General features: G+C 64.1%; 17 protein-coding genes, 1 pseudogene and 1 riboswitch. Of the genes and pseudogenes, 12 read left to right on the top strand and 6 right to left on the bottom strand.

The genetic code is table 11. The features are described 5' to 3' along the window. Positions 1 to 92: 92 nt before the first annotated feature. From LOY45_RS14350 to LOY45_RS14315, 8 genes are all read left to right on the top strand, one after another. The gene (locus LOY45_RS14350; protein ID WP_258577875.1) at positions 93 to 1,286 is read left to right on the top strand and encodes an amino acid aminotransferase; all 1,194 of its coding nucleotides are present in this window, start codon (positions 93 to 95) and stop codon (positions 1,284 to 1,286) included. Between the two features lie 250 nt (positions 1,287 to 1,536). Then, positions 1,537 to 2,814, top strand: coding sequence for a serine/threonine transporter (locus LOY45_RS14345; protein WP_115086812.1), 1,278 nt, complete (start codon positions 1,537 to 1,539; stop codon positions 2,812 to 2,814). A 159-nt stretch (positions 2,815 to 2,973) separates the two neighbouring features. Then, positions 2,974 to 3,474 (top strand): thiol peroxidase, encoded by a 501-nt coding sequence (tpx, locus tag LOY45_RS14340; protein ID WP_115086811.1) that lies wholly within the window; start codon positions 2,974 to 2,976, stop codon positions 3,472 to 3,474. Between the two features lie 291 nt (positions 3,475 to 3,765). Further along, complete coding sequence (locus LOY45_RS14335) at positions 3,766 to 5,049, top strand: MdtA/MuxA family multidrug efflux RND transporter periplasmic adaptor subunit (RefSeq protein ID WP_115086810.1); 1,284 nt, start codon at positions 3,766 to 3,768, stop codon at positions 5,047 to 5,049. Further along, the gene (locus LOY45_RS14330) at positions 5,046 to 8,141 is read left to right on the top strand and encodes an MdtB/MuxB family multidrug efflux RND transporter permease subunit (RefSeq protein ID WP_134065059.1); all 3,096 of its coding nucleotides are present in this window, start codon (positions 5,046 to 5,048) and stop codon (positions 8,139 to 8,141) included. Before LOY45_RS14335 ends, LOY45_RS14330 begins: the two co-directional genes overlap by 4 nt. Positions 8,142 to 8,262: 121 nt before the next feature. Continuing rightward, a complete protein-coding gene (locus LOY45_RS14325) occupies positions 8,263 to 11,370 on the top strand; it encodes an efflux RND transporter permease subunit (protein WP_233674133.1) in 3,108 nt (1,035 codons plus the stop codon). Continuing rightward, positions 11,367 to 12,872, top strand: coding sequence for an efflux transporter outer membrane subunit (locus LOY45_RS14320; protein ID WP_258577874.1), 1,506 nt, complete (start codon positions 11,367 to 11,369; stop codon positions 12,870 to 12,872). The genes LOY45_RS14325 and LOY45_RS14320 overlap by 4 nt, the downstream gene beginning before the upstream one ends. A gap of 270 nt (positions 12,873 to 13,142) precedes the next feature. Next, positions 13,143 to 15,227: a putative bifunctional diguanylate cyclase/phosphodiesterase gene (locus LOY45_RS14315; protein WP_115086806.1), complete on the top strand. Its 2,085-nt coding sequence runs from the start codon at positions 13,143 to 13,145 to the stop codon at positions 15,225 to 15,227. On the opposite strand, the gene LOY45_RS14310 is transcribed toward LOY45_RS14315, so the two are convergent. Beyond that, positions 15,228 to 15,488 (bottom strand): DUF1652 domain-containing protein, encoded by a 261-nt coding sequence (locus tag LOY45_RS14310; protein ID WP_115086805.1) that lies wholly within the window; start codon positions 15,486 to 15,488, stop codon positions 15,228 to 15,230. It lies immediately after the preceding gene. A 308-nt stretch (positions 15,489 to 15,796) separates the two neighbouring features. On the opposite strand from LOY45_RS14310, the pseudogene LOY45_RS14305 reads away from it, so the two are divergent. Beyond that, positions 15,797 to 16,969 (top strand): annotated as a pseudogene (locus LOY45_RS14305) (pyridoxal phosphate-dependent aminotransferase); the annotation flags it as partial. Between the two features lie 9 nt (positions 16,970 to 16,978). Here the strand turns inward: LOY45_RS14305 and LOY45_RS14300 are convergent. Further along, complete coding sequence (locus tag LOY45_RS14300) at positions 16,979 to 17,626, bottom strand: DUF1345 domain-containing protein (RefSeq protein WP_115086804.1); 648 nt, start codon at positions 17,624 to 17,626, stop codon at positions 16,979 to 16,981. Between the two features lie 132 nt (positions 17,627 to 17,758). Between LOY45_RS14300 and LOY45_RS14295 the strand changes: the two genes are divergently transcribed. Together LOY45_RS14295 and LOY45_RS14290 are read left to right on the top strand one after the other, a co-directional pair. Further along, positions 17,759 to 18,550, top strand: a complete 792-nt coding sequence (locus LOY45_RS14295) for a hypothetical protein (protein ID WP_115086803.1) — start codon at positions 17,759 to 17,761, stop codon at positions 18,548 to 18,550. Positions 18,551 to 18,731: 181 nt separating this feature from the next. Then, positions 18,732 to 19,646: a site-specific integrase gene (locus LOY45_RS14290; RefSeq protein ID WP_115086802.1), complete on the top strand. Its 915-nt coding sequence runs from the start codon at positions 18,732 to 18,734 to the stop codon at positions 19,644 to 19,646. A gap of 147 nt (positions 19,647 to 19,793) precedes the next feature. On the opposite strand, the gene LOY45_RS14285 is transcribed toward LOY45_RS14290, so the two are convergent. The 4 genes from LOY45_RS14285 to gspG form a co-directional block, all read right to left on the bottom strand. Then, entirely contained in the window at positions 19,794 to 20,459 is a 666-nt protein-coding gene (locus LOY45_RS14285) for a TenA family protein (RefSeq protein WP_115086801.1), read from the bottom strand. Positions 20,460 to 20,462: 3 nt separating this feature from the next. Continuing rightward, positions 20,463 to 21,110 (bottom strand): TenA family protein, encoded by a 648-nt coding sequence (locus tag LOY45_RS14280; RefSeq protein ID WP_115086800.1) that lies wholly within the window; start codon positions 21,108 to 21,110, stop codon positions 20,463 to 20,465. An 81-nt stretch (positions 21,111 to 21,191) separates the two neighbouring features. After that, positions 21,192 to 21,306, bottom strand: a riboswitch (TPP riboswitch). A gap of 38 nt (positions 21,307 to 21,344) precedes the next feature. Continuing rightward, entirely contained in the window at positions 21,345 to 22,532 is a 1,188-nt protein-coding gene (locus tag LOY45_RS14275; RefSeq protein ID WP_258577873.1) for a type II secretion system F family protein, read from the bottom strand. Between the two features lie 16 nt (positions 22,533 to 22,548). Beyond that, positions 22,549 to 22,971, bottom strand: coding sequence for a type II secretion system major pseudopilin GspG (gene gspG, locus LOY45_RS14270; RefSeq protein ID WP_115086798.1), 423 nt, complete (start codon positions 22,969 to 22,971; stop codon positions 22,549 to 22,551). Between the two features lie 177 nt (positions 22,972 to 23,148). On the opposite strand from gspG, the gene LOY45_RS14265 reads away from it, so the two are divergent. Further along, on the top strand, positions 23,149 to 23,751 hold the full coding sequence (locus LOY45_RS14265) for a lytic transglycosylase domain-containing protein (RefSeq protein ID WP_115086797.1): 603 nt from the start codon (positions 23,149 to 23,151) through the stop codon (positions 23,749 to 23,751). Positions 23,752 to 23,824: the final 73 nt, after the last annotated feature.

The following is a 23,824-nucleotide window of genomic DNA, read 5'->3' as shown; positions in this document are numbered from 1 at the left end:
TTGCACCAAGGGTAATGTTCCTCAGCCCCCAGTACAGGTATCCTCGACACAGCTTTTAGTCCGAACTGTCCTGACCCAAGGAGCTGTGCGCTGTGTTCAAACATGTCGATGCCTATGCCGGCGATCCGATTCTCTCCCTGATGGAGACCTTCAAGGCCGATCCCCGCGCCGCCAAGGTCAACCTGAGTATCGGCCTGTATTACGATGCCGCAGGCGTGGTGCCACAGTTGGCCGCGGTGCGCGAAGCCGAGCAGCGCTTTGCCGCCCAGCCTCACGAAGCCTCGATGTACCTGCCGATGGAAGGCCTGAGCAGCTACCGCCAGGCGATCCAGGCGTTGTTGTTCGGTGCTGGCCATCCAGCCGTTGAAAGCGGCCGCGTCGCCACCGTGCAGACGGTCGGCGGTTCCGGCGCGCTGAAAGTCGGTGCCGACTTCCTCAAGCGCTACTTCCCCGAGTCGCAGGTGTGGGTCAGTGATCCGACCTGGGACAACCACCGGGCGATCTTCGAAGGCGCAGGTTTCAAGGTCAACAGCTACCCGTACTTCGACCCGGCCAGCCGCGGCGTCAACTTCGACGGCATGCTCGGCACCCTCAAGGGCTTGCCGGCCAACAGCGTCGTCCTGTTGCACCCGTGCTGCCACAACCCCACCGGGGTCGACCTGAGCCAGGCGCAATGGCAGCAAGTGATTGAAGTGGTCAAGGCGCGCAAGCTGATCCCGTTCCTCGACATCGCCTACCAGGGCTTTGGCGAAGGCCTGGCTGAAGACGCCTATGCCATTCGCGAAGTGGCCCGCGCCGGCGTGCCGTGTCTGGTGAGCAACTCGTTCTCGAAGATCTTCTCGCTGTATGGCGAGCGGGTCGGCGGCCTGTCGGTGGTCTGTGATGACGCCGACACCGCGCAAAGCGTGCTCGGCCAGCTCAAGGCCACCGTGCGCCGCAACTACTCCAGCCCGCCAAGCTTCGGTGCCCAGTTGGTGGCCGCGGTGCTCGGTGATGCTGAGCTCAACGCCCAGTGGGAAGCGGAAGTGGAGAAGATGCGCCTGCGTATCCTCGACATGCGCCAGGCTCTGGTCGATACCCTGGCCGAGCTGCTGCCGGGGCAGGACTTCCAGTTCTTCCTGCGCCAGCGCGGCATGTTCAGCTACACCGGCTTCAGCGTCGAGCAGGTGCGGCGCCTGCGTGACGAGTTCGGGGTGTACCTGATCGACAGCGGCCGGGTGTGCATGGCCGGCTTGCGTCCGGACAACCTGCAGCAAGTGGCCAAGGCGTTCGCTGCGGTCCAGTAAGTCACTTCAATCGCGGGGCAAGCCCGCTCCCACCGCTACTCACCTGATTTCAAGGATGGGGTGGTTCCGGTGGGAGCGGGCTTGCACCGCGATGCTTTCAGCCCAAGGTGCAACCACTCCTCGGCCAGGGCTTTGCAAGTGCAACCAAACGGCGCACAATCGCGCCCCTCTTTGTATGGCTAAGAGGGGTGAGGCGTCTGTTTCGCCACTCTCAGCCCTGTTGCAGTCTTGCGAGTGGAGTTGCACCCGGATGAATGAGCAGGCCCCAAGCGTTGAACAACGCTTCGAATCGACCCCCGCCGCCCTCGGCAGCTGGGCCCGTCAGGACACTACCTGGATGCTGGGCCTGTTTGGCACGGCGATTGGCGCCGGGACCCTGTTCCTGCCGATCAACGCCGGCCTCGGCGGCTTCTGGCCGCTGCTGATCCTGGCGCTGCTGGCGTTCCCGATGACCTTCTACGCGCACCGCGGCCTGACTCGCTTCGTGCTCTCCGGGCGCGACGGCACCGACATCACCGACGTGGTCGAGGAGCATTTCGGCCTCAGCGCCGGTGCCCTGATCACCCTGCTGTATTTCCTTGCCATCTTCCCGATCCTGCTGATCTATAGCGTGGCCCTGACCAACACCGTCGGCAGCTTCATGGAGCACCAGCTGCACATCGAGCCGCCACCGCGCGCGGTATTGTCCTTTGTGCTGATCCTCGGCCTGCTGGCCATCGTGCGCTGTGGCGAACAGGCCACGGTCAAGGTCATGAGCTGGCTGGTCTATCCGTTCATCGTCGCCCTGGCGTTCCTGGCGGTGTTCCTGATTCCGCACTGGAACGGCGGCATCCTTAGCACTGCTACCGAACTGCCATCGGGCTCGGCGTTCCTGCACACCCTGTGGCTGGCGATCCCGGTGATGGTCTTCTCGTTCAACCATTCGCCGATCATCTCGGCCTTTGCCGTTGATCAGAAGCGCCGTTATGGCGTGCACGCCGACGAACGCAGCGGGCAGATCCTGTGCCGTGCCCACCTGCTGATGGTGGCCATGGTGATGTTCTTCGTGTTCAGTTGCGTATTGACCCTGACCCCGGCGCAACTGGCCGAGGCCAAGGCGCAGAACCTGTCGATCCTGTCGTACCTGGCCAACCACTTCAGTAACCCGACCATCGCCTTCGCCGCGCCGCTGATTGCCTTCATCGCCATCGCCAAGTCGTTCCTGGGCCACTACATTGGCGCCAGCGAAGGCCTCAAGGGCCTGGTCGTCAAGACCGGCAAGCGCCCTGGCGCCAAGGCCCTGGATCGCATGACCGCGGCCTTCATGCTGGTCATCTGCTGGATCGTCGCCACCCTCAACCCGAGCATTCTCGGCATGATCGAAAGCTTCGGCGGCCCGGTCATTGCCGCGATCCTGTTCCTGATGCCGATGTACGCCATCCGCAAGGTGCCGGCCATGAGCAAGTACCGCGGGCAGATGTCCAACGTCTTCGTCGTCGCCGTGGGCCTGGTGGCCATTTCGGCGCTGGTTTACTCGCTGCTGAGTTAAACCGCTGGGTTCGGGAGCCGGCAATCGGCTCCCGAACAACTAAAGATTGTCCACAAAAGTTGTCTGGCAATTCAACAATTTAACACTGGCCCATAGGTAGACGGGCACTTTCATGGTTAACTCTGGTCCTTTACTCACCCCCGCATAAGGACTTCGTTCATGGCTCAAGTGACTCTCAAAGGCAACCCGGTTCAGGTCAAAGGCGAACTGCCGAAAGTAGGCGCCCAGGCACCTGCGTTTTCCCTGGTTGGTGCTGGCCTGGCCGACGTGACCCTGGCCTCCCTGGCCGGCAAGCGCAAAGTGCTGAACATCTTCCCAAGCGTCGATACCCCGACCTGCGCGACTTCCGTGCGCACCTTCAACAAGAAGGCTGGTGAACTGAACAACACCGTCGTGCTGTGCATCTCCGCTGACCTGCCATTCGCTCAAGCGCGCTTCTGCGGTGCTGAAGGCCTGGAGAACGTACAGAACCTGTCGCTGCTGCGCGGCCGTGAGTTCTTCGGCAACTACGGCGTTGAAATCGCCGACGGCCCGCTGGCCGGCCTGACTGCCCGTGCCGTGGTGGTGCTGGATGAGAACGACAAGGTGCTGCACAGCGAGCTGGTTGGCGAAATCGCCGAAGAACCAAACTATGAGGCTGCTTTGGCAGTCCTGAAGTAATAGCGACCCCGCCGGGGCTGCTGCGCAGCCCATCGCTGGCAAGGCCAGCTCCCACAATGCACCTGCGTACGCTGTTCCTGTGGGAGCCGGCCTTGCCGGCGATGAAGGCGACGCGATTATTGTTAATAATTGCTAAGAGTTGTTGCGGCCTGGCCCTCGTCCAGGCCGTTTTTATTTATAGTTCATTACTTTAGCAACGTAAGCTCAAGGTAAAGTGCCGGTAAAGGCGCTTTGCTTATCCGTCTTCAGTGCTTATCGTTCAGCCTCCTCAAAAGAATTCTTTCCCGCACAATGGTCGATCACCCGATGCTTTCTCGTTCCCGTTCCCCTCGTCGCTGGCTTGTCGGCCTGCTGATCCTGTTGCTGGTCGCCGGCCTGTGCTGGTGGCTGTGGCCGTCGCCGGCCGCGCAAAAGGCCGGCGCTGCGCCAGGCGGCAAGGGCGGGCGGCCGGGCTTTGGCGCGTTCGGTGGGCCGGTGCCGGTACGGGTTGAATCGGCGACGGTGGGTGATTTCCCGGTGTACCTCAAGGCCCTGGGTACGGTGACCGCGACCAACACGGTGAACGTGCGCAGCCGGGTGGGCGGCGAGCTGGTCAAGGTCAATTTCCAGGAAGGGCAGAAGGTCAAGGCCGGTGACCTGCTGGCCGAGATCGACCCGCGCACTTACCAGATCGCCCTGCAACAGGCCGAAGGCACGCTGGCGCAGAACCAGGCGCAGTTGAAAAACGCCCAGATCGACCTGCAGCGTTATAAAGGCCTGTACGCCGAAGACAGCATCGCCAAGCAGACGCTGGACACCCAGGAAGCACTGGTCGGCCAGTACCAGGGCACGATCAAGACCAACCAGGCGGCGGTGGGTGACGCCAAGCTCAACCTCGACTTCACCCGTATCCGCGCGCCGATCAACGGCCGCCTGGGCTTACGCCAGCTTGACGTCGGCAACCTGGTGGCGGCCAACGACACCACCGCCTTGGTGGTCATCACCCAGACCCAGCCGATCACCGTGGCCTTCACCTTGCCTGAAACGGAGCTGAACACGGTGCTGGCGCGTTATCGCAGCGGCGCTCAGCTGCCCGTTGAAGCCTGGGACCGTGGCGATATCAAGCAACAGGCAGTCGGCGTGCTGCGCAGCCTCGACAACCAGATCGACACCACCACCGGCACCCTGAAGTTCAAGGCCTTCTTCGAGAACCAGGACGAAGCGCTGTTCCCCAACCAGTTCGTCAACGTGCGGCTGCTGGCCGATACCCTGAAGGGCGTGGTGCTGGCACCGTCAGCGGCGATCCAGTTTGGCACCGACGGCTCGTTCGTCTATGTCATGGAAGGCGACAACAAGGTGCGTATCCGCAAACTTACCCTCGGCGCCAGCGATGGCGACCACACCGTGGTCAACGAGGGCCTGGCCCAGGGCGAGCGGGTAGTGCTCGAAGGCACCGACCGCCTGCGTGATGGCAGTGACGTCGAGGTGGTCAACGACAGCGCCGAAGTACCGGTCACTCCCGGCCAGCACCTGCAGGGCCAGGATAAAAAAGACGCCTCCGTCGCTCCCGCTGAACAGGGCAAGGCCGGCGCATGAACCTCTCGCGGCTGTTCATCCTGCGCCCGGTGGCGACCACCCTGAGCATGCTGGCCATCGTTCTGGCCGGCCTGATCGCCTACAAGATGCTGCCGGTGGCGGCACTGCCCCAGGTCGATTACCCGACCATCCGGGTCATGACCCTGTACCCCGGCGCCAGCCCACAGGTGATGACCAGCGCGGTCACCGCGCCGCTTGAACGCCAGTTCGGGCAGATGCCCGGGCTGACCCAGATGGCCTCGACCAGCTCCGGTGGCGCCTCGGTGCTGACCCTGCGCTTCAGCCTGGACATGAACATGGACGTTGCCGAGCAACAGGTGCAGGCGGCGATCAACGCTGCCAGCAACCTGCTGCCCAGCGACCTGCCGGCACCGCCGGTGTACAACAAGGTCAACCCGGCAGACACACCGGTGCTGACCCTGGCGATTTCGTCGAAAACCATGCCGTTGCCCAAGCTCAACGACCTGGTCGACACCCGGGTGGCACAGAAGATCGCCCAGATTGGCGGCGTCGGCATGGTCAGCATCGCCGGCGGCCAGCGCCAGGCGGTGCGGATCAAGGTCAACCCCGACGCCCTGGCTTCGGCCGGGCTGAACCTGGCTGACGTGCGCACCCTGATCGGCGCTTCCAACGTCAACCAGCCCAAAGGCAACTTCGATGGCCCGACCCGGGTATCGATGCTCGACGCCAACGACCAGCTGCGTTCGCCCGAGGAATACGCCAACCTGATCCTCGCCTACAACAACGGCGCGCCGCTGCGCCTGAAAGACGTCGCCGAGATCGTCGACGGCGCCGAGAACGAGCGCCTGGCGGCCTGGGCCAACCAGAACCAGGCAGTGCTGCTGAACATCCAGCGCCAACCCGGGGCCAATGTCATCGAGGTGGTCGACCGGATCAAGGCCATGCTGCCGTCGATCACCGACAACCTGCCGGCGGGCCTCGACGTCAGCGTGCTTACCGACCGCACCCAGACCATCCGCGCCTCGGTCAAGGACGTGCGCCACGAGCTGTTGATCGCCATTGTCCTGGTGGTCATGGTCACTTTCGTGTTCCTGCGCCGCTTCAGTGCCACCCTCATTCCCTCGGTGGCCGTGCCGCTGTCGCTGATCGGCACCTTTGCGGTCATGCACCTGGCCGGCTTTTCGATCAACAACCTGACCCTGATGGCCCTGACCATTGCCACCGGCTTTGTGGTCGACGATGCCATCGTCATGCTGGAGAACATCTCGCGGCATATCGAAGAGGGCGAAACGCCGATGCAAGCCGCGCTCAAGGGCGCCCGGCAAATCGGTTTCACCCTGATTTCGCTCACCTTCTCATTGATCGCGGTACTGATCCCGCTGCTGTTCATGGCCGACGTGGTCGGCCGGCTGTTCCGCGAGTTCGCCATTACCCTGGCGGTGGCGATCCTGATTTCCCTGGTGGTGTCGCTGACCCTGACGCCGATGATGTGCGCGCGCTTGCTCAAGCGCGAGCCCAAGGAAGAAGAACAAGGGCGCTTCTACCGGGCCAGCGGTGCCTGGATCGACTGGATGATCGACTACTACGGCCGCGGCCTGCAGTGGGTGCTCAGGCACCAGCCGCTGACCCTGCTGGTGGCCGTGGCGACCCTGGGGCTGACCGTGCTGCTGTACCTGGTGGTGCCCAAGGGCTTTTTCCCGGTGCAGGACACCGGGGTGATCCAGGGTATTTCCGAGGCACCGCAGTCGGTGTCGTTCACCGCCATGAGCCAGCGCCAGCAGGAGCTCAGCGCAGTGATCCTCAAGGACCCGGCGGTGCAGAGCCTGTCGTCCTATATCGGCGTCGATGGTGACAACGCCACCCTCAACAGCGGCCGCCTGCTGATCAACCTCAAGCCCCATGGCGAGCGTGACCTCACTGCTACCCAGGTAATTGCCCGCTTGCAGGGGGAGGTCGACAAGTTGGTCGGCATCCGCCTGTTCATGCAGCCGGTGCAGGACTTGAGCATCGAAGACCGGGTCAGCCGCACCCAGTACCAGTTCAGTTTGTCATCGCCCGATGCCGAGCTGCTGGCGCAGTGGAGCGGCAAGCTGGTCGATGCCCTGCAGCAGCGCCCGGAGCTGACGGATGTCGCCAGCGACCTGCAGGACAAGGGCCTGCAGGTGTTCCTGGTGATCGACCGCGACGCTGCCAGCCGCCTGGGCATCAACGTCGCCGACATCACCAACGCCCTGTACGACGCCTTCGGTCAGCGGCAGATCTCGACCATTTACACCCAGGCCAGCCAGTACCGCGTGGTGCTGCAGGCCGAGGCCGCGTCCAGCATCGGCCCGCAGGTGCTGGAGCAGATTCACGTCAAGGCCAGCGACGGCGGCCAGGTGCGGCTGTCGAGCCTGGCGCGCATCGAGCAGCGCCAGGCGCAACTGGCGATTGCCCATATCGGCCAGTTCCCGGCGGTGATGATGTCGTTCAACCTGGGCGATGGCGTGGCCCTGGGTGAGGCGGTCAAGGTCATCGAGCAGGTGCAGCAGGACATCGGCATGCCGGTGGGCGTGCAAACCCGCTTCCAGGGCGCGGCGGAAGCCTTCCAGGCCTCGCTGTCGAGCACCTTGCTGCTGATCCTGGCGGCGGTGGTGACCATGTACATCGTGCTCGGTGTGCTGTACGAGAGCTACATCCACCCGGTGACCATCCTTTCGACCTTGCCGTCGGCGGCGGTGGGCGCCTTGCTGGCGTTGATCCTCTCGGGCAACGACCTGGGCATGATCGCCATCATCGGCATCATTTTGCTCATTGGTATCGTCAAGAAGAACGCGATCATGATGATCGACTTCGCCCTGGAGGCCGAGCGCAACCAGGGCATGGCGCCCGAGGCGGCGATCTACCAGGCGGCGCTGCTGCGCTTCCGGCCGATCCTGATGACCACCCTGGCGGCGCTGTTCGGCGCCATCCCGCTGATGCTCGCCACCGGTTCCGGCGCCGAGCTGCGCCAGCCGCTGGGCCTGGTGATGGTCGGTGGGCTGCTGGTCAGCCAGGTGCTGACGCTGTTCACCACGCCGGTCATCTACTTGTACTTTGATCGGTTGTCGAGGCGCCTTCGCTCCCGTGGCTTGACCGGAGACTTGGTATGATCGGCTCCAGTTGCAAGCCGCAAGCTGCAAGCTGCAAGCGGTCCGGTGTTCGATCTGTGCATCGAAGGTCACCTCAAGTTGCTTGCAGCTTGCAGCTTGCAGCTTGCAACTGGAGCCACCCATGAACCTCTCAGCTCCGTTCATCGCCCGCCCAGTGGCGACGATGCTGCTGAGCCTGGCAATCATGCTGCTGGGTGGCGTCAGCTTCGGCCTGTTGCCGGTGGCGCCGCTGCCGCAGATCGAGTTCCCGGTGATCGTGGTCCAGGCCAGCCTGCCGGGCGCCAGCCCCGAGGTCATGGCCTCGACCGTGGCCACGCCGCTGGAGCGCTCCATGGGCGCGATCTCCGGGGTCAACACCCTGACCAGCAGTTCCAGCCAGGGCTCGACCCGGGTAATCCTCGGCTTCGACCAGGGCCGTGACATCGACGCGGCGGCGCGCGAGGTGCAGGCCGCCATCAACGCCTCGCGCAACCTGTTGCCCAGCGGCATGCGCAGCATGCCCACCTACAAGAAATACAATCCGTCCCAGGCGCCGATCATGGTCCTGGCACTGACCTCCAGCGTGCTGCAGAAGGGCCAGTTGTACGACCTGGCCTCGACCATCCTGTCCCAGAGCCTGTCCCAGGTGCCGGGGGTAGGCGAGGTGCAGATCGGCGGCAGTTCGCTGCCGGCGGTGCGCGTCGAACTCGAGCCGCAGTTGCTCAACCAGTATGGCGTGGCCCTCGATGACGTGCGCCAGACCATCGCCAATGCCAACCAGCGCCGGCCCAAGGGCTTTATCGAAGATGGCCAGCGCAACTGGCAGGTGCAGGCCAACGACCAACTGGAGAAAGCCAAGGACTACGAGCCCCTGGTGATTCGCTACCAGGACGGCGCGGTGCTGCGCCTGAGCCACGTGGCCAAGCTCAGCGACGCGGTGGAGAACCGCTACAACAGCGGGTTCTTCAACGATCAGGACGCGGTGCTGCTGGTGATCAATCGCCAGACCGGCGCCAACATCATCGAGACCGTAAGCAAGATCAAGGAGCAGCTGCCGGCCCTGGAGTCGCTGATGCCCGCCAGCGTCAAGCTGGACGTGGCCATGGACCGCTCGCCGGTGATCAAGGCGACCCTCAAGGAAGCCGAGCACACCCTGATCATCGCCGTGGTGCTGGTGGTCCTGGTGGTGTTCCTGTTCCTTGGCAACCTGCGCGCATCGTTGATCCCGACCCTGGCGGTGCCGGTGTCGCTGGTCGGCACGTTTGCGGCCATGTACCTGTGCGGCTTCTCGCTGAACAACCTGTCGCTGATGGCCCTGATTCTCGCCACCGGCCTGGTGGTCGACGACGCCATCGTGGTGCTGGAGAACATTTCCCGGCATATCGACGAGGGCGTGCCGCCGATGCGCGCCGCGTACCTGGGCTCCAAGGAAGTCGGCTTCACCTTGCTGTCGATGAACCTGTCGCTGGTGGTGGTGTTCGTCTCGATCCTGTTCATGGGCGGTATCGTCGGTTCGCTGTTTCGCGAGTTCTCCATCACCCTGGCGGTGGCGATCCTGGTGTCGCTGCTGGTCTCCCTGACCCTCACGCCGATGCTCTGCGCACGCTGGCTCAAAGCCCAGCCAGAGGGCGAGCAGACTCGCCTGCAACGCTGGAGCGCGCAGCTCAACCAGCGCATGATGGCCGGTTACGGGCGCAGCCTGGACTGGGTGATGCGCCACCGGCGCCTGACCCTGCTGAGCCTGCTGGTGACCATCGCGGTCAACATTGCCTTGTACGTGGTGGTGCCCAAGACCTTCCTGCCGCAGCAGGACACCGGCCAGCTGATGGGCTTTGTCCGCGGCGACGACGGCCTGTCGTTCCAGGTGATGCAGCCGAAGATGGAAATCTACCGCCGCGCCTTGCTGGCCGACCCGGCGGTGGAAAGCGTCGCCGGCTTCATCGGCGGCAACAGCGGCACCAACAACGCCATGGTGATCGTGCGCCTCAAGCCGCTCAGCGAGCGCAAGGTGTCGGCGCAGAAGATCATCGAGCGCCTGCGCAAAGAGATGCCCAAGGTGCCCGGCGGGCGGCTGTTCCTGATGGCCGACCAGGACCTGCAGTTCGGTGGCGGCCGCGACCAGAGCAGCTCGCAGTTCCTCTATACCCTGCAAAGCAGCGAACTGTCGGCCCTGCGCGAGTGGTACCCGAAGGTGGTCGCCGCGTTCAAGGCGCTGCCGGAGCTGACTGCCATCGACGCCCGCGAGGGGGGTGGCACCCAGCAGATAACCCTGGTGGTCGACCGCGAGCAGGCCAAGCGCCTGGGCATCGACATGAGCATGGTCACCTCGGTGCTCAACAACGCCTATAGCCAGCGGCAGATTTCGACCATCTACGACAGCCTCAACCAGTATCAGGTGGTGATGGAGATCAACCCCAGGTACGCCCAGGACCCGCGTACCCTGGAGCAGGTCCAGGTGATTACTGCCGATGGCGCAAGGGTGCCGCTGGCCACCTTCGCCCATTACGAGAACAGCCTGGCCGACGACCGCGTCAGCCACGAGGACCAGTTCGCCTCCGAGAGCATCAACTTCGACATCGCCGAAGGCTACAGCCAGGACCAGGCCCTGGCTGCGGTGGAGCGGGCGGTGGCCAAGGTCGGCCTGCCCGAGGACGTGATCGCCAAGCTCGGCGGTACCGGCGATGCCTTCGCCGAAAGCCAGAAGGGCCAGCCGTTCATGATCCTCGGCGCCTTGCTGGCGGTGTACCTGGTGCTGGGCATCCTCTACGAAAGCTACATTCACCCGCTGACGATCCTCTCGACGCTGCCATCGGCCGGGGTAGGGGCCTTGCTGACCCTTTACGTGGTCGGCAGCGAGTTCAGCCTGATCTCCCTGCTCGGCTTGTTCCTGCTGATCGGCGTGGTGAAGAAGAACGCGATCATGATGATCGACCTGGCCCTGCAACTGGAGCGTCACGAGCACCTGAGCCCGGAGGAGTCGATCCGCCGTGCCTGCCTGCTGCGCCTGCGGCCGATCCTGATGACTACCCTGGCGGCCATCCTCGGCGCCTTGCCGCTGCTGCTCAGCCACGCTGAAGGCGCCGAGATGCGCCAGCCACTGGGCCTGACCATCATCGGCGGGCTGGTCTTCAGCCAGATCCTCACGCTTTACACCACCCCGGTGGTCTACCTCTATCTGGACCGCCTGCGCCATCGCTTCAACCGCTGGCGCGGCGTGCGTACCGACGCTGCTTTGGAAACCCCGCTATGACCCGACGTCCGCTTTTTTCCGACCGTTCGCTGCAGCCGCTGCTGGCTGCCCGCGGCTCGCGCCTGCTGGCCTCGGCCCTGTGCCTGGCGATGCTCAGCGCTTGTACCCTGAGCCCGGATTACCACCGGCCCGAGACCCCGGCGCCGGTGGCGTTCAAGCACGCCGAAGGCTGGACCCAGGCCAACCCTTCGGACGCCATTGCCCGCGGCGCCTGGTGGGAGCTGTACGGCGACGCCCAGCTCAATGGCCTGGTCGAGCAGCTCAATGCCAGCAACCAGACCGTCGCCCAGTACGAAGCCCAGTACCGCCAGGCCCAGGCCCTGGTGCGCAGCGCCCGTGGCGCACTGTTCCCAAGCCTCGACCTGTCGGCCGGCAAGACCCGTTCCAGCCAGGGCACCGGCAGCTCAAGCTCGAGCCTGAGCAACAACAGCAGCGGCATCCGCAACACCTATAGCACCCAGCTGGGGGTGAGCTGGGAGGCCGACCTGTGGGGCAAGCTGCGTGACGGCCTGGCCGCCAACCAGGCCAGCGCCGAGGCCAGCCTTGCCGACATGGCGGCGATCCGCCTGAGCCTGCAGTCGGAGCTGGTGCAGAACTACCTGCAGCTGCGGGTGCTCGACGAGCAGAAGCGCCTGCTCGAGGCCACCGTCGAGGCCTATGAGCGTTCGCTGAAAATGACCGAGAACCAGTACCGTGCCGGCGTCTCGGGCAAGGACGCGGTAGCCCAGGCGCAAACCCAGCTGAAAAGCACCCAGGCCGACCTGATCGACCTGGTGTGGCAGCGCGCGCAACTGGAAAACGCTATCGCCGTGCTGCTGGGCAAGGTCCCGGCCGAGTTCGCCCTGGCCGACAGCAAGGACATCCCGGCACTGCCGCAGGTACCGCTGGCCTTGCCCTCGCAACTGCTGGAACGCCGCCCCGACATCGCCAAGGCCGAGCGCAACGTGATGTCGGCCAACGCCAGCATCGGCGTGGGCCGCGCCGCCTACTTCCCGGACCTGACCCTGAGCATGAGCGGTGGCTACAGCAGTAGCAGCTTCAGCGACTGGATCAGCCTGCCGAATCGCTTCTGGTCGGTCGGCCCGCAGTTGGCCATGACCCTGTTCGACGCCGGCCAGCGCGCCGCCGAAGTGGACCGCAGCGAAGCGGTCTACGACCAGACCGTGGCCCAGTACCGCCAGACCGTGCTCGACGGCTTCAAGGAAGTGGAAAACTACCTGGTGCAGCTCAAGGTCTACGAAGACGAAGCCCGGGTGCGCAGCGAAGCCCTGGACTCGGCCCGCGAATCCCTGCGCCTGACCAACAACCAGTACAAGGCCGGGCTGATCGCCTACCTGGACGTGGTCAACGTGCAGACCACCGCCCTGAGCAACGAGCGCAGCGTGCTCAACCTGCTGCAGGGGCGGCTGGTGGCCAGCGTGCAGTTAATTGCGGCGCTGGGTGGTGGCTGGGACTCGCAGGCGGCGTTTGTTGAGCGGGAAGATGAAGATAAATCCTTATAAAACAAGTGAATAGATAAATTTGTTAAAGTCATATGTTCGGTATGGCGGCTTTCGATGCAGATTGCATTGAATTCTGCCATATGGCTTTAATTTTTGATCTTAACTTACTGTTTTATATGATAAATATATTCTAGAAATTATCTGAAGAGGCGATGATTCGTTATTGCCATCTTCCACCGAAACTCCGTGCGTTTCGCCAAAGGTTGAGTACAATCATCGGCTTTTATCCGGGCCTTGCCAGTGCCCGGTCTACGGGTTGTGGAAGGCCTCATGCTGATCGGTAGTTACTCTTCTTCGCTGGTATTGATTTCGCTGTGTGTGGCCATCCTTGCTTCGTATACCGCCCTTGACCTGACCGGCCGGATCACCACCGCCAAGGGCCGTGCGGTGTACCTGTGGATCGCTGGCGGGGCGCTGGCCATGGGCACCGGGATCTGGTCGATGCACTTTATCGGCATGCTCGCCCTGAGCCTGCCGATCGAGCTGGGCTATGACATTACCCTGACCTTGCTGTCGCTGCTGATCGCCGGGCTGTCGTCGGGCTTTGCCCTGTGGCTGGTCAGCCAGCCGACCTTGCCCTGGTTGCAGCTGGGTTTTGGCGCACTGATCATGGGCACCGGTATCAGCAGCATGCATTACACCGGCATGGCCGCGCTGCGCATGGCGCCGGGCATCGACTACGACCCCACGTTGTTCAGCGCCTCGTTGCTGATCGCCGTCGGCGCTTCGGCGGCGGCCTTGTGGATCGCCTTCCGCCTGCGCCAGCAGACCCTCTACGTGCGGCAGATCCGTGGCGGCGCGGCGATCGTCATGGGCGTGGCAATCGTCGGCATGCATTACACCGGCATGGCCGCGGCGAACTTCCCTGAAGGCAGTTACTGCGGCGCCCTGGGTAATGGCCTGAGCGGCAACGGCCTGGATTACCTGGTGCTGATTACCACCCTGGCGGTGCTGGCCGCGGCCTTGCTGACCTCGGTGCTGGATGCTCGCCTGGAAGCCCGGACCGCCGAACTTGCCCGTTCGCTGACCCTGGCCAATCAGGAACTCACCCAACTGGCCCTGCACGACACGCTCACCGGCCTGCCCAACCGCACGCTGCTGGCCGACCGAATCGACCAGGCGATCAGCAAGGTGGCCGAGCAGGGTGGCTGTTTCGCCCTGATGTTCATCGACCTGGATGGCTTCAAGCCGGTCAACGATGCCTTCGGCCACCATATGGGCGACCAGTTGCTCAAGGAAGTCGCCCTGCGCCTGCGCGGACATCTGCATAGCCAGGACACCCTGGCGCGGATCGGCGGCGATGAGTTCGTGCTGCTGGTGGACCTGCAGGAAGCCGATGACGCCGTGGGCGTGGCGGCCAAGCAGGTCAACCTGATCTCGCGCAGCTTTCGCGTTGCCGAGCAGAACCTGCAGATCTCGGCGAGCATCGGTATCGTCCTGTACCCGGGTAATGGCATCGACCAGCACGAGCTGCTGCGCAACGCCGATGCCGCCATGTACCACGCCAAGAGCGCCGGCAAGAACGGCTACAGCTTCTTCGACGTGTCAATGAACAGCAACGCGCGCCTGCAGTTGCAACTGCTGCAGGATTTGCGCGTGGCCCTGGAGCAGGGCCAGTTCCGCCTGTATTACCAGCCCAAGTTCGATGCCCACAACTGCCAGCCGATCGGTGCCGAAGCGCTGCTGCGCTGGGAACACCCGCAGCACGGCCTGCTGCTGCCGGACCGCTTTATCGTCCAGGCGGAGAAAACCGGGTTGATCATCCCCATTGGCGAGTGGGTACTGGACGAGGCCTGTCGGCAGATGCGCATCTGGATCGACCAGGGCCACAGCGACTGGCGCATCGCCGTGAACCTCTCGGCCATCCAGTTCTGCCACAGCGGGCTGGTCGAGAGCGTGGCCAAGGTCCTGGAGCGCCATCAGTTGCCGGCCAACAGCCTGACCCTGGAGATCACCGAAACCACCGCCATGCGCGATGCCGACGCCAGCATGCAAGTGTTGCAACAGCTTGCAGACATGGGGGTGGACCTGTCCATCGACGACTTCGGCACCGGCTATTCGAGCCTGATGTACCTCAAGCGTCTGCCGGCCAACGAGCTGAAGATCGACCGTGGCTTTGTTCGCGACCTGGAGCAGGACAGCGACGATGCCGCCATCGTCTCGGCGATTGTCGCGCTAGGGCAGGCATTGGGGTTGCGGATTGTTGCCGAAGGCGTAGAGACCGATCGCCAGCAGAGCTTCCTGACCCGGCTGGGTTGTGATTCCTTGCAAGGGTACCTGCTCGGCCAGCCACAGCCGGCCGAGCGCTTCATTGCCGATATCGAGCGAGGGCGCGAGCCCCTGGCCGCCAGCTGATCAGCCGACGGCGCGCAGGTTGCAGGAGGGTTCGAAGGCGTCGAGTTCCGCCTCCACCGCTTCGATGATGCGTTCGACGTCAGCCGCCTGCATCAGCGTGGCACAGGGAATGCCGGCAATCGCCAGCAGGGTTTCGCCGGTGGCCCGGTCGAACAGGCGCGCAACCATGCTTCGCGGAGCGTCCATGCTGGCCTCGAAGCCCAGCGGATGAAAATGCCAGCGCATCATCTGGCAGGCGTTGGGGAACGTCAGCTTGTTCATGCCGGCCTCCTTGTACGGTGAACCTCACGCAAGAGTGGGCGGGCCGAGGTGACCCGGACAGAAACCTAAACATAGCATCACCGGCATCAGTGTCCGCCGCCGATCATGACGGTTTTTCGTTTGTTTGACCCAGGTCACGCGCGGTGCAGGGCAGGGCGAACACATTTGTTTGCCAGGCAAACGTTTGCACGGAATATTTCCCCGCGTCGGGCAATACCGTTCTGCTATTTTTACCGGCAGTCGGCTGGGATGCTTGCCAGGGAGTTTCAGACCAATGGCGCGTCCAGGTTCAGTCAAGGAGACCGTCCATGCGTTATTCCGCGCTCACCCAACGTATCGCCGGTGACGGTGCTGCAGCCTGGAACATTCACTACCGCGCCGTCGAACTGCAAGGCCAGGGCCGGGATATCATCCTGCTATCGATCGGTGACCCGGATTTCGATACGCCACAACCCATCGTCGACGCCGCCATCGACAGCCTGCGTGCCGGCCATACCCATTATTCCGACGTGCGCGGCAGCGAGGCTTTGCGCAGCGCCATCGCCGCTCACCACACCCGCCGCAGTGGGCAGCCGGTCGACCCGCTGGAAGTCGTGGTGCTGGCCGGTGCGCAATGCGCGCTGTATGGCGTGGCCCAGTGCCTGTTCGACCCGGGTGACGAAGTCATCGTCGCCGAGCCGATGTACGTCACCTATGAGGCCGTGTTCGGCGCCTGCGCCGCGAGGGTGGTACCGGTGCCGGTGCACCCGGAGCAGGGCTTTCGGGTCGACCCCGACGATGTCGCCCGGCTGATCACCGCACGCACGCGCGCCTTGCTGCTCAACAGTCCGCACAACCCCTCCGGCGCGAGCCTGCCCAAGGCTACCTGGCAGCGCCTGGCGCAGTTGTGCATCGACCACGACCTGTGGCTGATCTCCGATGAGGTGTACAGCGAGCTGCTGTTTGAGGGCGAGCATTTCAGCCCGGCGAGCCTGCCGGGCATGGCCGCACGCAGCGCGACCATCAACAGCCTGTCCAAGTCCCACGCGATGTCCGGTTGGCGGGTAGGCTGGGTGATTGGTCCGCAGGTATTGGCCGAGCACCTGGGCAACCTGGCCCTGTGCATGCTCTATGGCTTGCCGGACTTTATCCAGAACGCCGCCCAGGTGGCGTTGGAGCAGGATCTGCCCGAGGTGCGGCAGATGCGCGAAACCTACCGCGAGCGGCGCGACCGGGTTTGCGCCAGCCTCGAAGGCTGCCCGGGTATCCGCGTGCACAAGCCCGATGGCGGCATGTTCGTGATGATTGATATCCGCGAGACCGGAATCGGCGCCCAGGCCTTTGCCGAGCGCCTGCTGGAGGAACATGGGGTGTCGGTGCTGGCCGGTGATGCTTTCGGCCCCAGCGCCGCTGGGCACCTGCGCTTTGGCCTGGTACTTGATAGCGAACGCCTGGAGCAGGCCTGCCAGCGCATTGCCCGCTGCGCCGTACAAGTCCTTGAAGGCTTGCCGTCAGTTCAGCAAACCGGCCGCGATGTTGATGGTAAAGCCCAGAATCGCGGTATTGAACACGAAGCCTACCAGGGAGTGGGCCAGGACGATGCGGCGCATCTGCCGATCGGCAACCCCCACGTCCGAAGTCTGCACCGCGACGTTGAGGGTGAACGAGAAATAATGAAAGTCCCAGTAATCGGGGTTCAGCTCGCCGTCGGCAAAGCGCAGTAAAGGCTCCTTGCTGCCGGCGGTGTAGAACAGCCTGGCGTAGTGCAGGCTGAAGATCATGCCGATCATCAGCCAGGAGCCCGCGACGGTGAAGCCGGTGTAGGCGTAGTGCAGCAGTTGCGGGCCACCGGCCAGCCCTCGGCTGGCGGCCAGTTGCAGGGTCACTGCGGCGAGGCTGGCGATCGCCGCGATGCTGACGGTGAACAGCACCAGGCCGGCGTTTTCATCCTCGATGCAGGCGACTTCGCGAACCTTCTCGGGGCTGGCGCGCAAGGTCAGCCACAGCACCAGCAGCAGGTACAGCCAGACGCCGATGTTCCAGCCGGTAAGAATATGCTGGACCAGGTTGTCGGCGGGAATCAGCCAGCCCCCCAGGCAACCGGCGACGGCAGAAAAGCTCAGGCGCGGGTGGGTGCGGGTCAGTCGATGGAAAGCCATGGTGCCTCAGGTCGGGGGGGTACCTGGGCAACTGTAGCCCATTGCTGCGGCCACCGGACACGGAAATGCTTGCTGGCAGGCGTGGCCTTGGGCATCCTTGCGCGCCTTGTATGCTCATGGATGACGCCGCCTTTGTTTGCCCCTTCTTTTCGCCTGGCCGCTTGTGCCCTGGGCGCTGCACTGTCGCTCGGCGGTTGCAGCCACGGTATCGAATCGATGCCGCTGGAGTTCAGCTCCTTCACCTATCACGACGGCTCCTATTACCTGCGCTTTCGCAGCGACGAAGAGATTGTCAGCCTGTTCAAACGGCACACCGGCGATGGCCAGATCGGTGAGTGGCTCAAGTGCGCCCTGGGTGACGACCAGGACTTCACTGTCGGTCATGCAATGATCTACAACCTGGGTGGCGGGGTGGACTTCGAGGGCATTTCTGAAATTCGGGGCTACAACTATGTGGTCTGGGCACGTTTCAACAAGACCACCCCGGACCGTTCTACCGAGACGGCGCTGCTCAAGCCGGCAATCCATCGCCTGCTGGAGGGCAAGACCAGCATCCCCTGCAAGCTGAGCATTACCGCCTTTGCCTACAACGCCTACTACTCGAAAACCATGCAACTGCCGGTCGCCCAGGTGCTCAGCGAAGTGGCCAAGCACCGCGACCGGCTGCCGGAGTGGGTGCCCGACCCGATAGTGGTCGGTCGTGCGCCCCTGGTGCCGCTGATCGACCCGTTGCCGCTCTACAGTGACCGGATGCAGATCATCGACACCGACACCGGCAAGCCGCGCGGCTATGTGCCCTACGTGGTCAAACGCAGTGACGGCTACCTGGAGCATGGCGAGAGCGATTTCGACGGCCTGACCCATGAAGTGCTGTCGCTGACCCGGGAGACGGTAAAGCTGTACGTGGAAGATCCGGTGCCATGAAATTGCCCTCAATCGATTCCGGGGGCATCGATGAGGTACTATCGGGATTCTTGCCGTGGCTAAAAAGACTTGCCAATCAATGACCTGATTGTGATGCAGGTCAGTTGCCGCGGCGTTGTGACGAGTCAGACTGGCCCGTTGCAGGCCCCTGACCTCTGTTGCGCTCTACAGGATTCCCGGTTTGTCCGATTCACTGCAAAACCCCTTGCTGCAATACCTCGCGCGCCTGGCGCCCTCCAGCCAGCTGACCATGAAGTACATCCTCCAGGATGCCGCCGACCGCCTGGGTTTCGAGGATTGCGATATTGCCGAGGTGCCCTGGCACCAGCTTGAACCCGGGCATGTCACCGCGTTGGTGGCGGCCTTGCGCGCCGACGGCTATGCGCCGAACACCTCGTCGCTGTACGTCAACGCGGTGCGTGGGGTAATGAACGAGGCGTGGCGCCTGAGCCTGATCAGCCAGGAGCAGTTGCTCAAGATTCGCACGGTCAAGCCGACCCAGGGCACGCGCCTGCCGGCCGGGCGCAACCTCAAGCGCAGCCTGATCCGCGAACTGATGGATGCCTGCGCCGCCGACCCGCGGCCCCAGGGCCTGCGTGATGCGGCGGTAATCGCCTTGCTGTACGGCACCGGCATGCGCAAGTCGGAGTCGGTCAACCTGACGTTAAGCCAGGTGGATTTCGACGAACGTAGCCTGCAGGTGCTGGGCAAAGGCAACAAGCAACTGATCAAGTACGCACCGCCCTGGGCCTTCGAGAAGCTCAATGCCTGGCTGGCGTTTCGCCGCGAGCAGTTGCCTGAAGGGCAGGCTGACGATGAGTTCCTGTTCAACCGCATCCGCCGCGGCAGCCACATCACCCGCGAGCGCATCACCAAGCACGCGATCTACTACATTGCCCGTCAGCGCGGCACCCAGGTCGGCGTGAAGATCATGCCCCATGATTTTCGCCGCTCGTTCATCACCCGGGTGATCGAGGAACATGACCTGTCGATCGCGCAAAAGCTTGCCCATCACACCAACATCCAGACCACCGCCAACTACGACATGCGCGATGACAACGAGCGGCGGCGGGCGGTGGATCGCTACGATTACTGACCTGTGGGCCCTGCAGCCTACGCCCCCTGTGGGAGCTGGCTTGCCAGCGATTAGGCCGGTACAGTCAGTGCACCATGTACTGACTGGAATGCGAGCGCTTTGCACTCGATCGCTGGCAAGCCAGCTCCCACAGGAGCCGGTGCAGTATTACGGCCTCGCGGCCTCCAGCCCCATCTGCCAGAAGTCCGCTTCCAGCCGCGAGGCCTGGGCGAAGACCTTGACCAGTTCCTCGAAACGCCGTTCGGTCATGGTCCGTGAAGCCAGGTCATCCAGGTGCGCGCGGGCAGCGGTGGCCACGCCCTGGTAACCGGCGCCGGCGTATTCGCCAATCCACTCGCGATAAGGATGATCGCCCAGCGCCTCAACGCCATTGGGGGTCAGGTTGCGGCCGATCTCGGCGTAACCGATCACGCACGGCGCCAGGGCCACGTGCAGGTCGAGCAGGTCACCGGCGGCGCCGCAGTCCAGCACGAAACGGGTGTAGGCCACGGTGGCCTGGTGCTCTGGCGTCGCCGCGAGGTCTTCGGGCGACAGGCCCCAGCGTTGGCACAGGCGCACGTGCAGCTCGGTTTCGTCGAGGATCGCCGCAAGCCCGGCCTGGGCGGCGCGAATATCGGCGAGGGTGCGGCTCTTGTAGGCGGCCAGGGCCCAGGAGCGGGCGAACTGGATCAGGAACAGGTAGTCCTGCACCAGGTACTTGCGAAACGCCGCTTGCGCCAGGTTGCCGGCGCCCATCTGGCGAACGAAATCGTGCTCTACATAGCTGTGCCAATCGGCGCTGGCGGCCTGTTTCAGGCGCTCGAAGATATCCATGGCTTACCCCTCGATGTCGTAGGCTGCGTCGAAAAACGCCTGCTCCAGCGCCACAGTGCGCAGGAAGAAGTCGCTGCTGATTTGCGGGTGATCGGGCCCGACCCGGTCCAGCTCGGCACGCAGGAAGGCGACGAAGTCCTGGAAGGCCGGGTTGTCGTGCAGGGTGATCCACTCGGCATGCTCGAAGCGCGGCGGCAGCTGCTGGTTGGCCCGCAGGGCCCAGTCCAGGTACAGGCCTTCGGCAACGTTGAGCACCGCCAGGGCGGCGGCGTAGGAGCGGGTGGCCGCGGCTTCGCGCATGATCGCCTTGAAGCCGGCAGTCGGTACTGAATCCGGCGCTTCGAGGCGCCGGGCCTCGCTGACGCCAAGGGCTTCGAAGGCCCGCAGGAAGTAGGTGTTCTCTTCACCGGCAATCACCCCGGTAAAGCGCCCCAGGCGAATGCGCGCCTCGAAGGTATCCGCCGTGGCGATGGCTGCACCGAGCAGGGTCAGGAAGGCATCGATGAAACGGTGGTCCTGGATCAGGTAGTTGACCAGTACCGGGTCGGCCAAACGGCCCTCGAGCAGTTCGTTGACGAAGCGGTGCTCGATGCACTGGGTCCAGCTTGGCTCGCTTTGCTGGCGAAGGCTGTCGGTGAAGCGCGCGCTCATGCTGCTGTCCTTTTTAGAGTGACGACAGCGGAGCCGGCAATATCAGGCATGGTCGGCCCCGCAGTGAGGCCGGCAAAAAGGCAGGTGCACAATACCCATCCCTTCGCCGGCATGATCCGGATCAGGTTCGAAGGGTCACCGCGCTGCAAGTGCCAGCGGTTTCTCAGCCCGTTGCCGGGCTCCCCTTGGTGGCCGAATCTATACAGCAAGGGCCGATGATTGTCACGTCGCGTGCTAGTGGATGCTCGAGGCCAGTTCGAAGATCGGCATGTACATGAGGATCACGATCAGGCCGATCAGCAGGCCGATGAAGGTCATCAGCAGCGGCTCGAACAGGCGCACGAACCACTCGATCCAGCGGCTGATTTCCGCGTCGTAGAAGTCGGCACTGCGCTCCATCATCTGCCCGAGGTTGCCGGACTGCTCGCCAGCGCGCAGCAGGCGCAATGACACGGGCGTCACCAGTTGCCCGGCTTCCAGCGCCGCCGACAGCGACAGGCCCTCAGTGACCCGTTCACAGGCCTGCTCCAGGCGCTGCGCGCCGGCTGCACCGAGCAGGCCGCGAGCCATGGCCATGGCGGTGAGGATCGGGATGCCGCCTTGCAGGAGGATCCCCAGCGAGCGGTAGAAACGCGCCAGTTCGTACATCACCAGGCGCTTGTGCAGGGCCGGCAGGCGCTCCAGCTGGCGGTTCAGCCAGCGGCGTACCCGTGGCTCGCGGCGCATGACAAACAGCAGCACCATCAGCAGCACGAAACCGCTGCCCATGGCCATCTGATGGGCGTGCAGGAACATCCCGGCCTGCATCAGCCAGCGCGACATCCACGGCAGTTCGGTGCCCAGGCCTTCGAACACCAGGCTGAAGCGCGGTACCACATACCCCAGCAGAAACAGCACCACGCCACCACCGACCAGCAACAGCAGCAGCGGGTAGATCGAGGCGCTGATGATCTTCTGGCGCACTTCGTCCATGCGCTGGCGGTAGGCGACATAGCGGCCGAGGGCATCGCCCAGGGCGCCGGTCTTCTCGCTCGACTGCACCAGGGCCACGTACAGCGGCGGGAACACGCTGGGCAACTGCGCCAGGGCCTGGGACAACGACTTGCCTTCGTACAGCAGGCGCACCAGCTCACCGAGGGTCTTGCGCGCCTGGGGCGCGGTCTCTTTCTCGGCCAGGCTCTCGAGGGCGTCAATCAGCGGCAGGCCGGCGTTGATCAGGGTGGTCAGCTCCTGGCTGAACAGCACCAGGTCGAACACCTCGCCACGCCGCCAGCGCAAGCCGGCCAGGCGCTGGCAACTGCGCACGCTGACCACCCGCAAGCCCTGTTGCTCGACCTGCTCGCGGGCGAGGCCTGCGTCCTGGGCGTCGACCTGCAGCAAGACCACGCCGGCCTTGCCCAGTGCCTTGAGTTCGTAGCGCATGTGCAGCCCCTCCCGACTATTGCCAACTGGTGATCTCGGCGTTCTCGCCATCGCCGCCGGGTTGGCCGTCCTTGCCCATCGACAGCAGGTCGTACTCGCCGTTTTCACCTGGCTGGCGGTAGATGTAGTTACGCCCCCAGGGGTCTTGCGGGACCTTTTTCTGCAAGTACGGGCCTGACCAGCGCACCTCATCGCTGGGGGGGACCACCAGCGCCTGCAAGCCTTGTTCGGAGTTGGGGTAGTGCCCCACCTCCAGCCGGTACAGGTCCAGGGCCTTGCCCAGGCCTTCGATCTGGGCCCGGGCCACCTTGGCCTCCGAGCGCCCCAGCTGACTGAAGTACTTGGGTGCGACGATGCCGGCCAGCAGCCCCAGCACCACCAGGACCACCAACAGTTCAAGCAGGGTGAAGCCACGTTGCGCGCGATGGTTGTTGTTCATTGCCAGGCCCTCCGTAGGTGCGCTGCAAGGGCTTATGCAAATGCCGTGCGCGTCTGCGCCGGGCCTTTGCCGCACGGCCCTGGCAAGGCGGCACAGTGCTTGCGTCAGGAGGGTGAAGCCCTGGCAATCGGGGCATATGCCCCACTTTCTGGGGGACGCAACGGGGAGGGTGGCACGATGCGCTGGCTCACTGCGGGAATCCTGGCCTGGTTGGCCACAAGCAATCCGGCTCAGGCCGATGTGTACATCTCGGTCAAGGCCGATGGCAGCTATGTGTTGAGCAACGTCCACCGGCCGGGCCGAACGTACCAGCGGGTGGTCAGCGAGACAGCGCCGAGCCTGGCCGGCAATGGTCGGCAATTGATCACCGGCATGCCATACGCCGAAGTCGTGGCGGCCGCCGCTAGAACCCATGACCTGCCAGCCGCGTTGCTGCATGCAGTGATCCAGGCCGAATCGCGCTACGACCCCAATGCCCGCTCCACCAGTGGCGCGGCGGGGCTGATGCAGTTGATGCCGGACACCGCCAAGGAGATGGGGGTGAAGAATGTCCTCGACCCGGCCGCGAACGTGCAGGGTGGGGCGCGCTACCTCAAACGCATGCTCACCCTGTTCGACAATGACATCACCCTGGCAGTGGCCGCCTATAACGCCGGGCCCGACGCGGTGCTGCGCCGCGGCCGGGTGGTACCGCCGTTCGCCGAAACCCAGCGCTATGTGCCCAAGGTGTTGCGCCAGTACCGGCGGCTGCAGGGCCTGGCGGTGGATGCGCCTTTGTGAACGGCAAGGCTACGCCGGCTCCCACAGTAGTCCTGTCCCGTGGGAGCCGGCGTTGCCGGCGATCGAGCGCGCA

The organism is Pseudomonas wadenswilerensis, assembly GCF_024749185.1.
In the GTDB taxonomy this organism is placed as follows: domain Bacteria; phylum Pseudomonadota; class Gammaproteobacteria; order Pseudomonadales; family Pseudomonadaceae; genus Aquipseudomonas; species Aquipseudomonas wadenswilerensis.
This window is presented reverse-complemented; position numbering and strand designations above follow the sequence as displayed.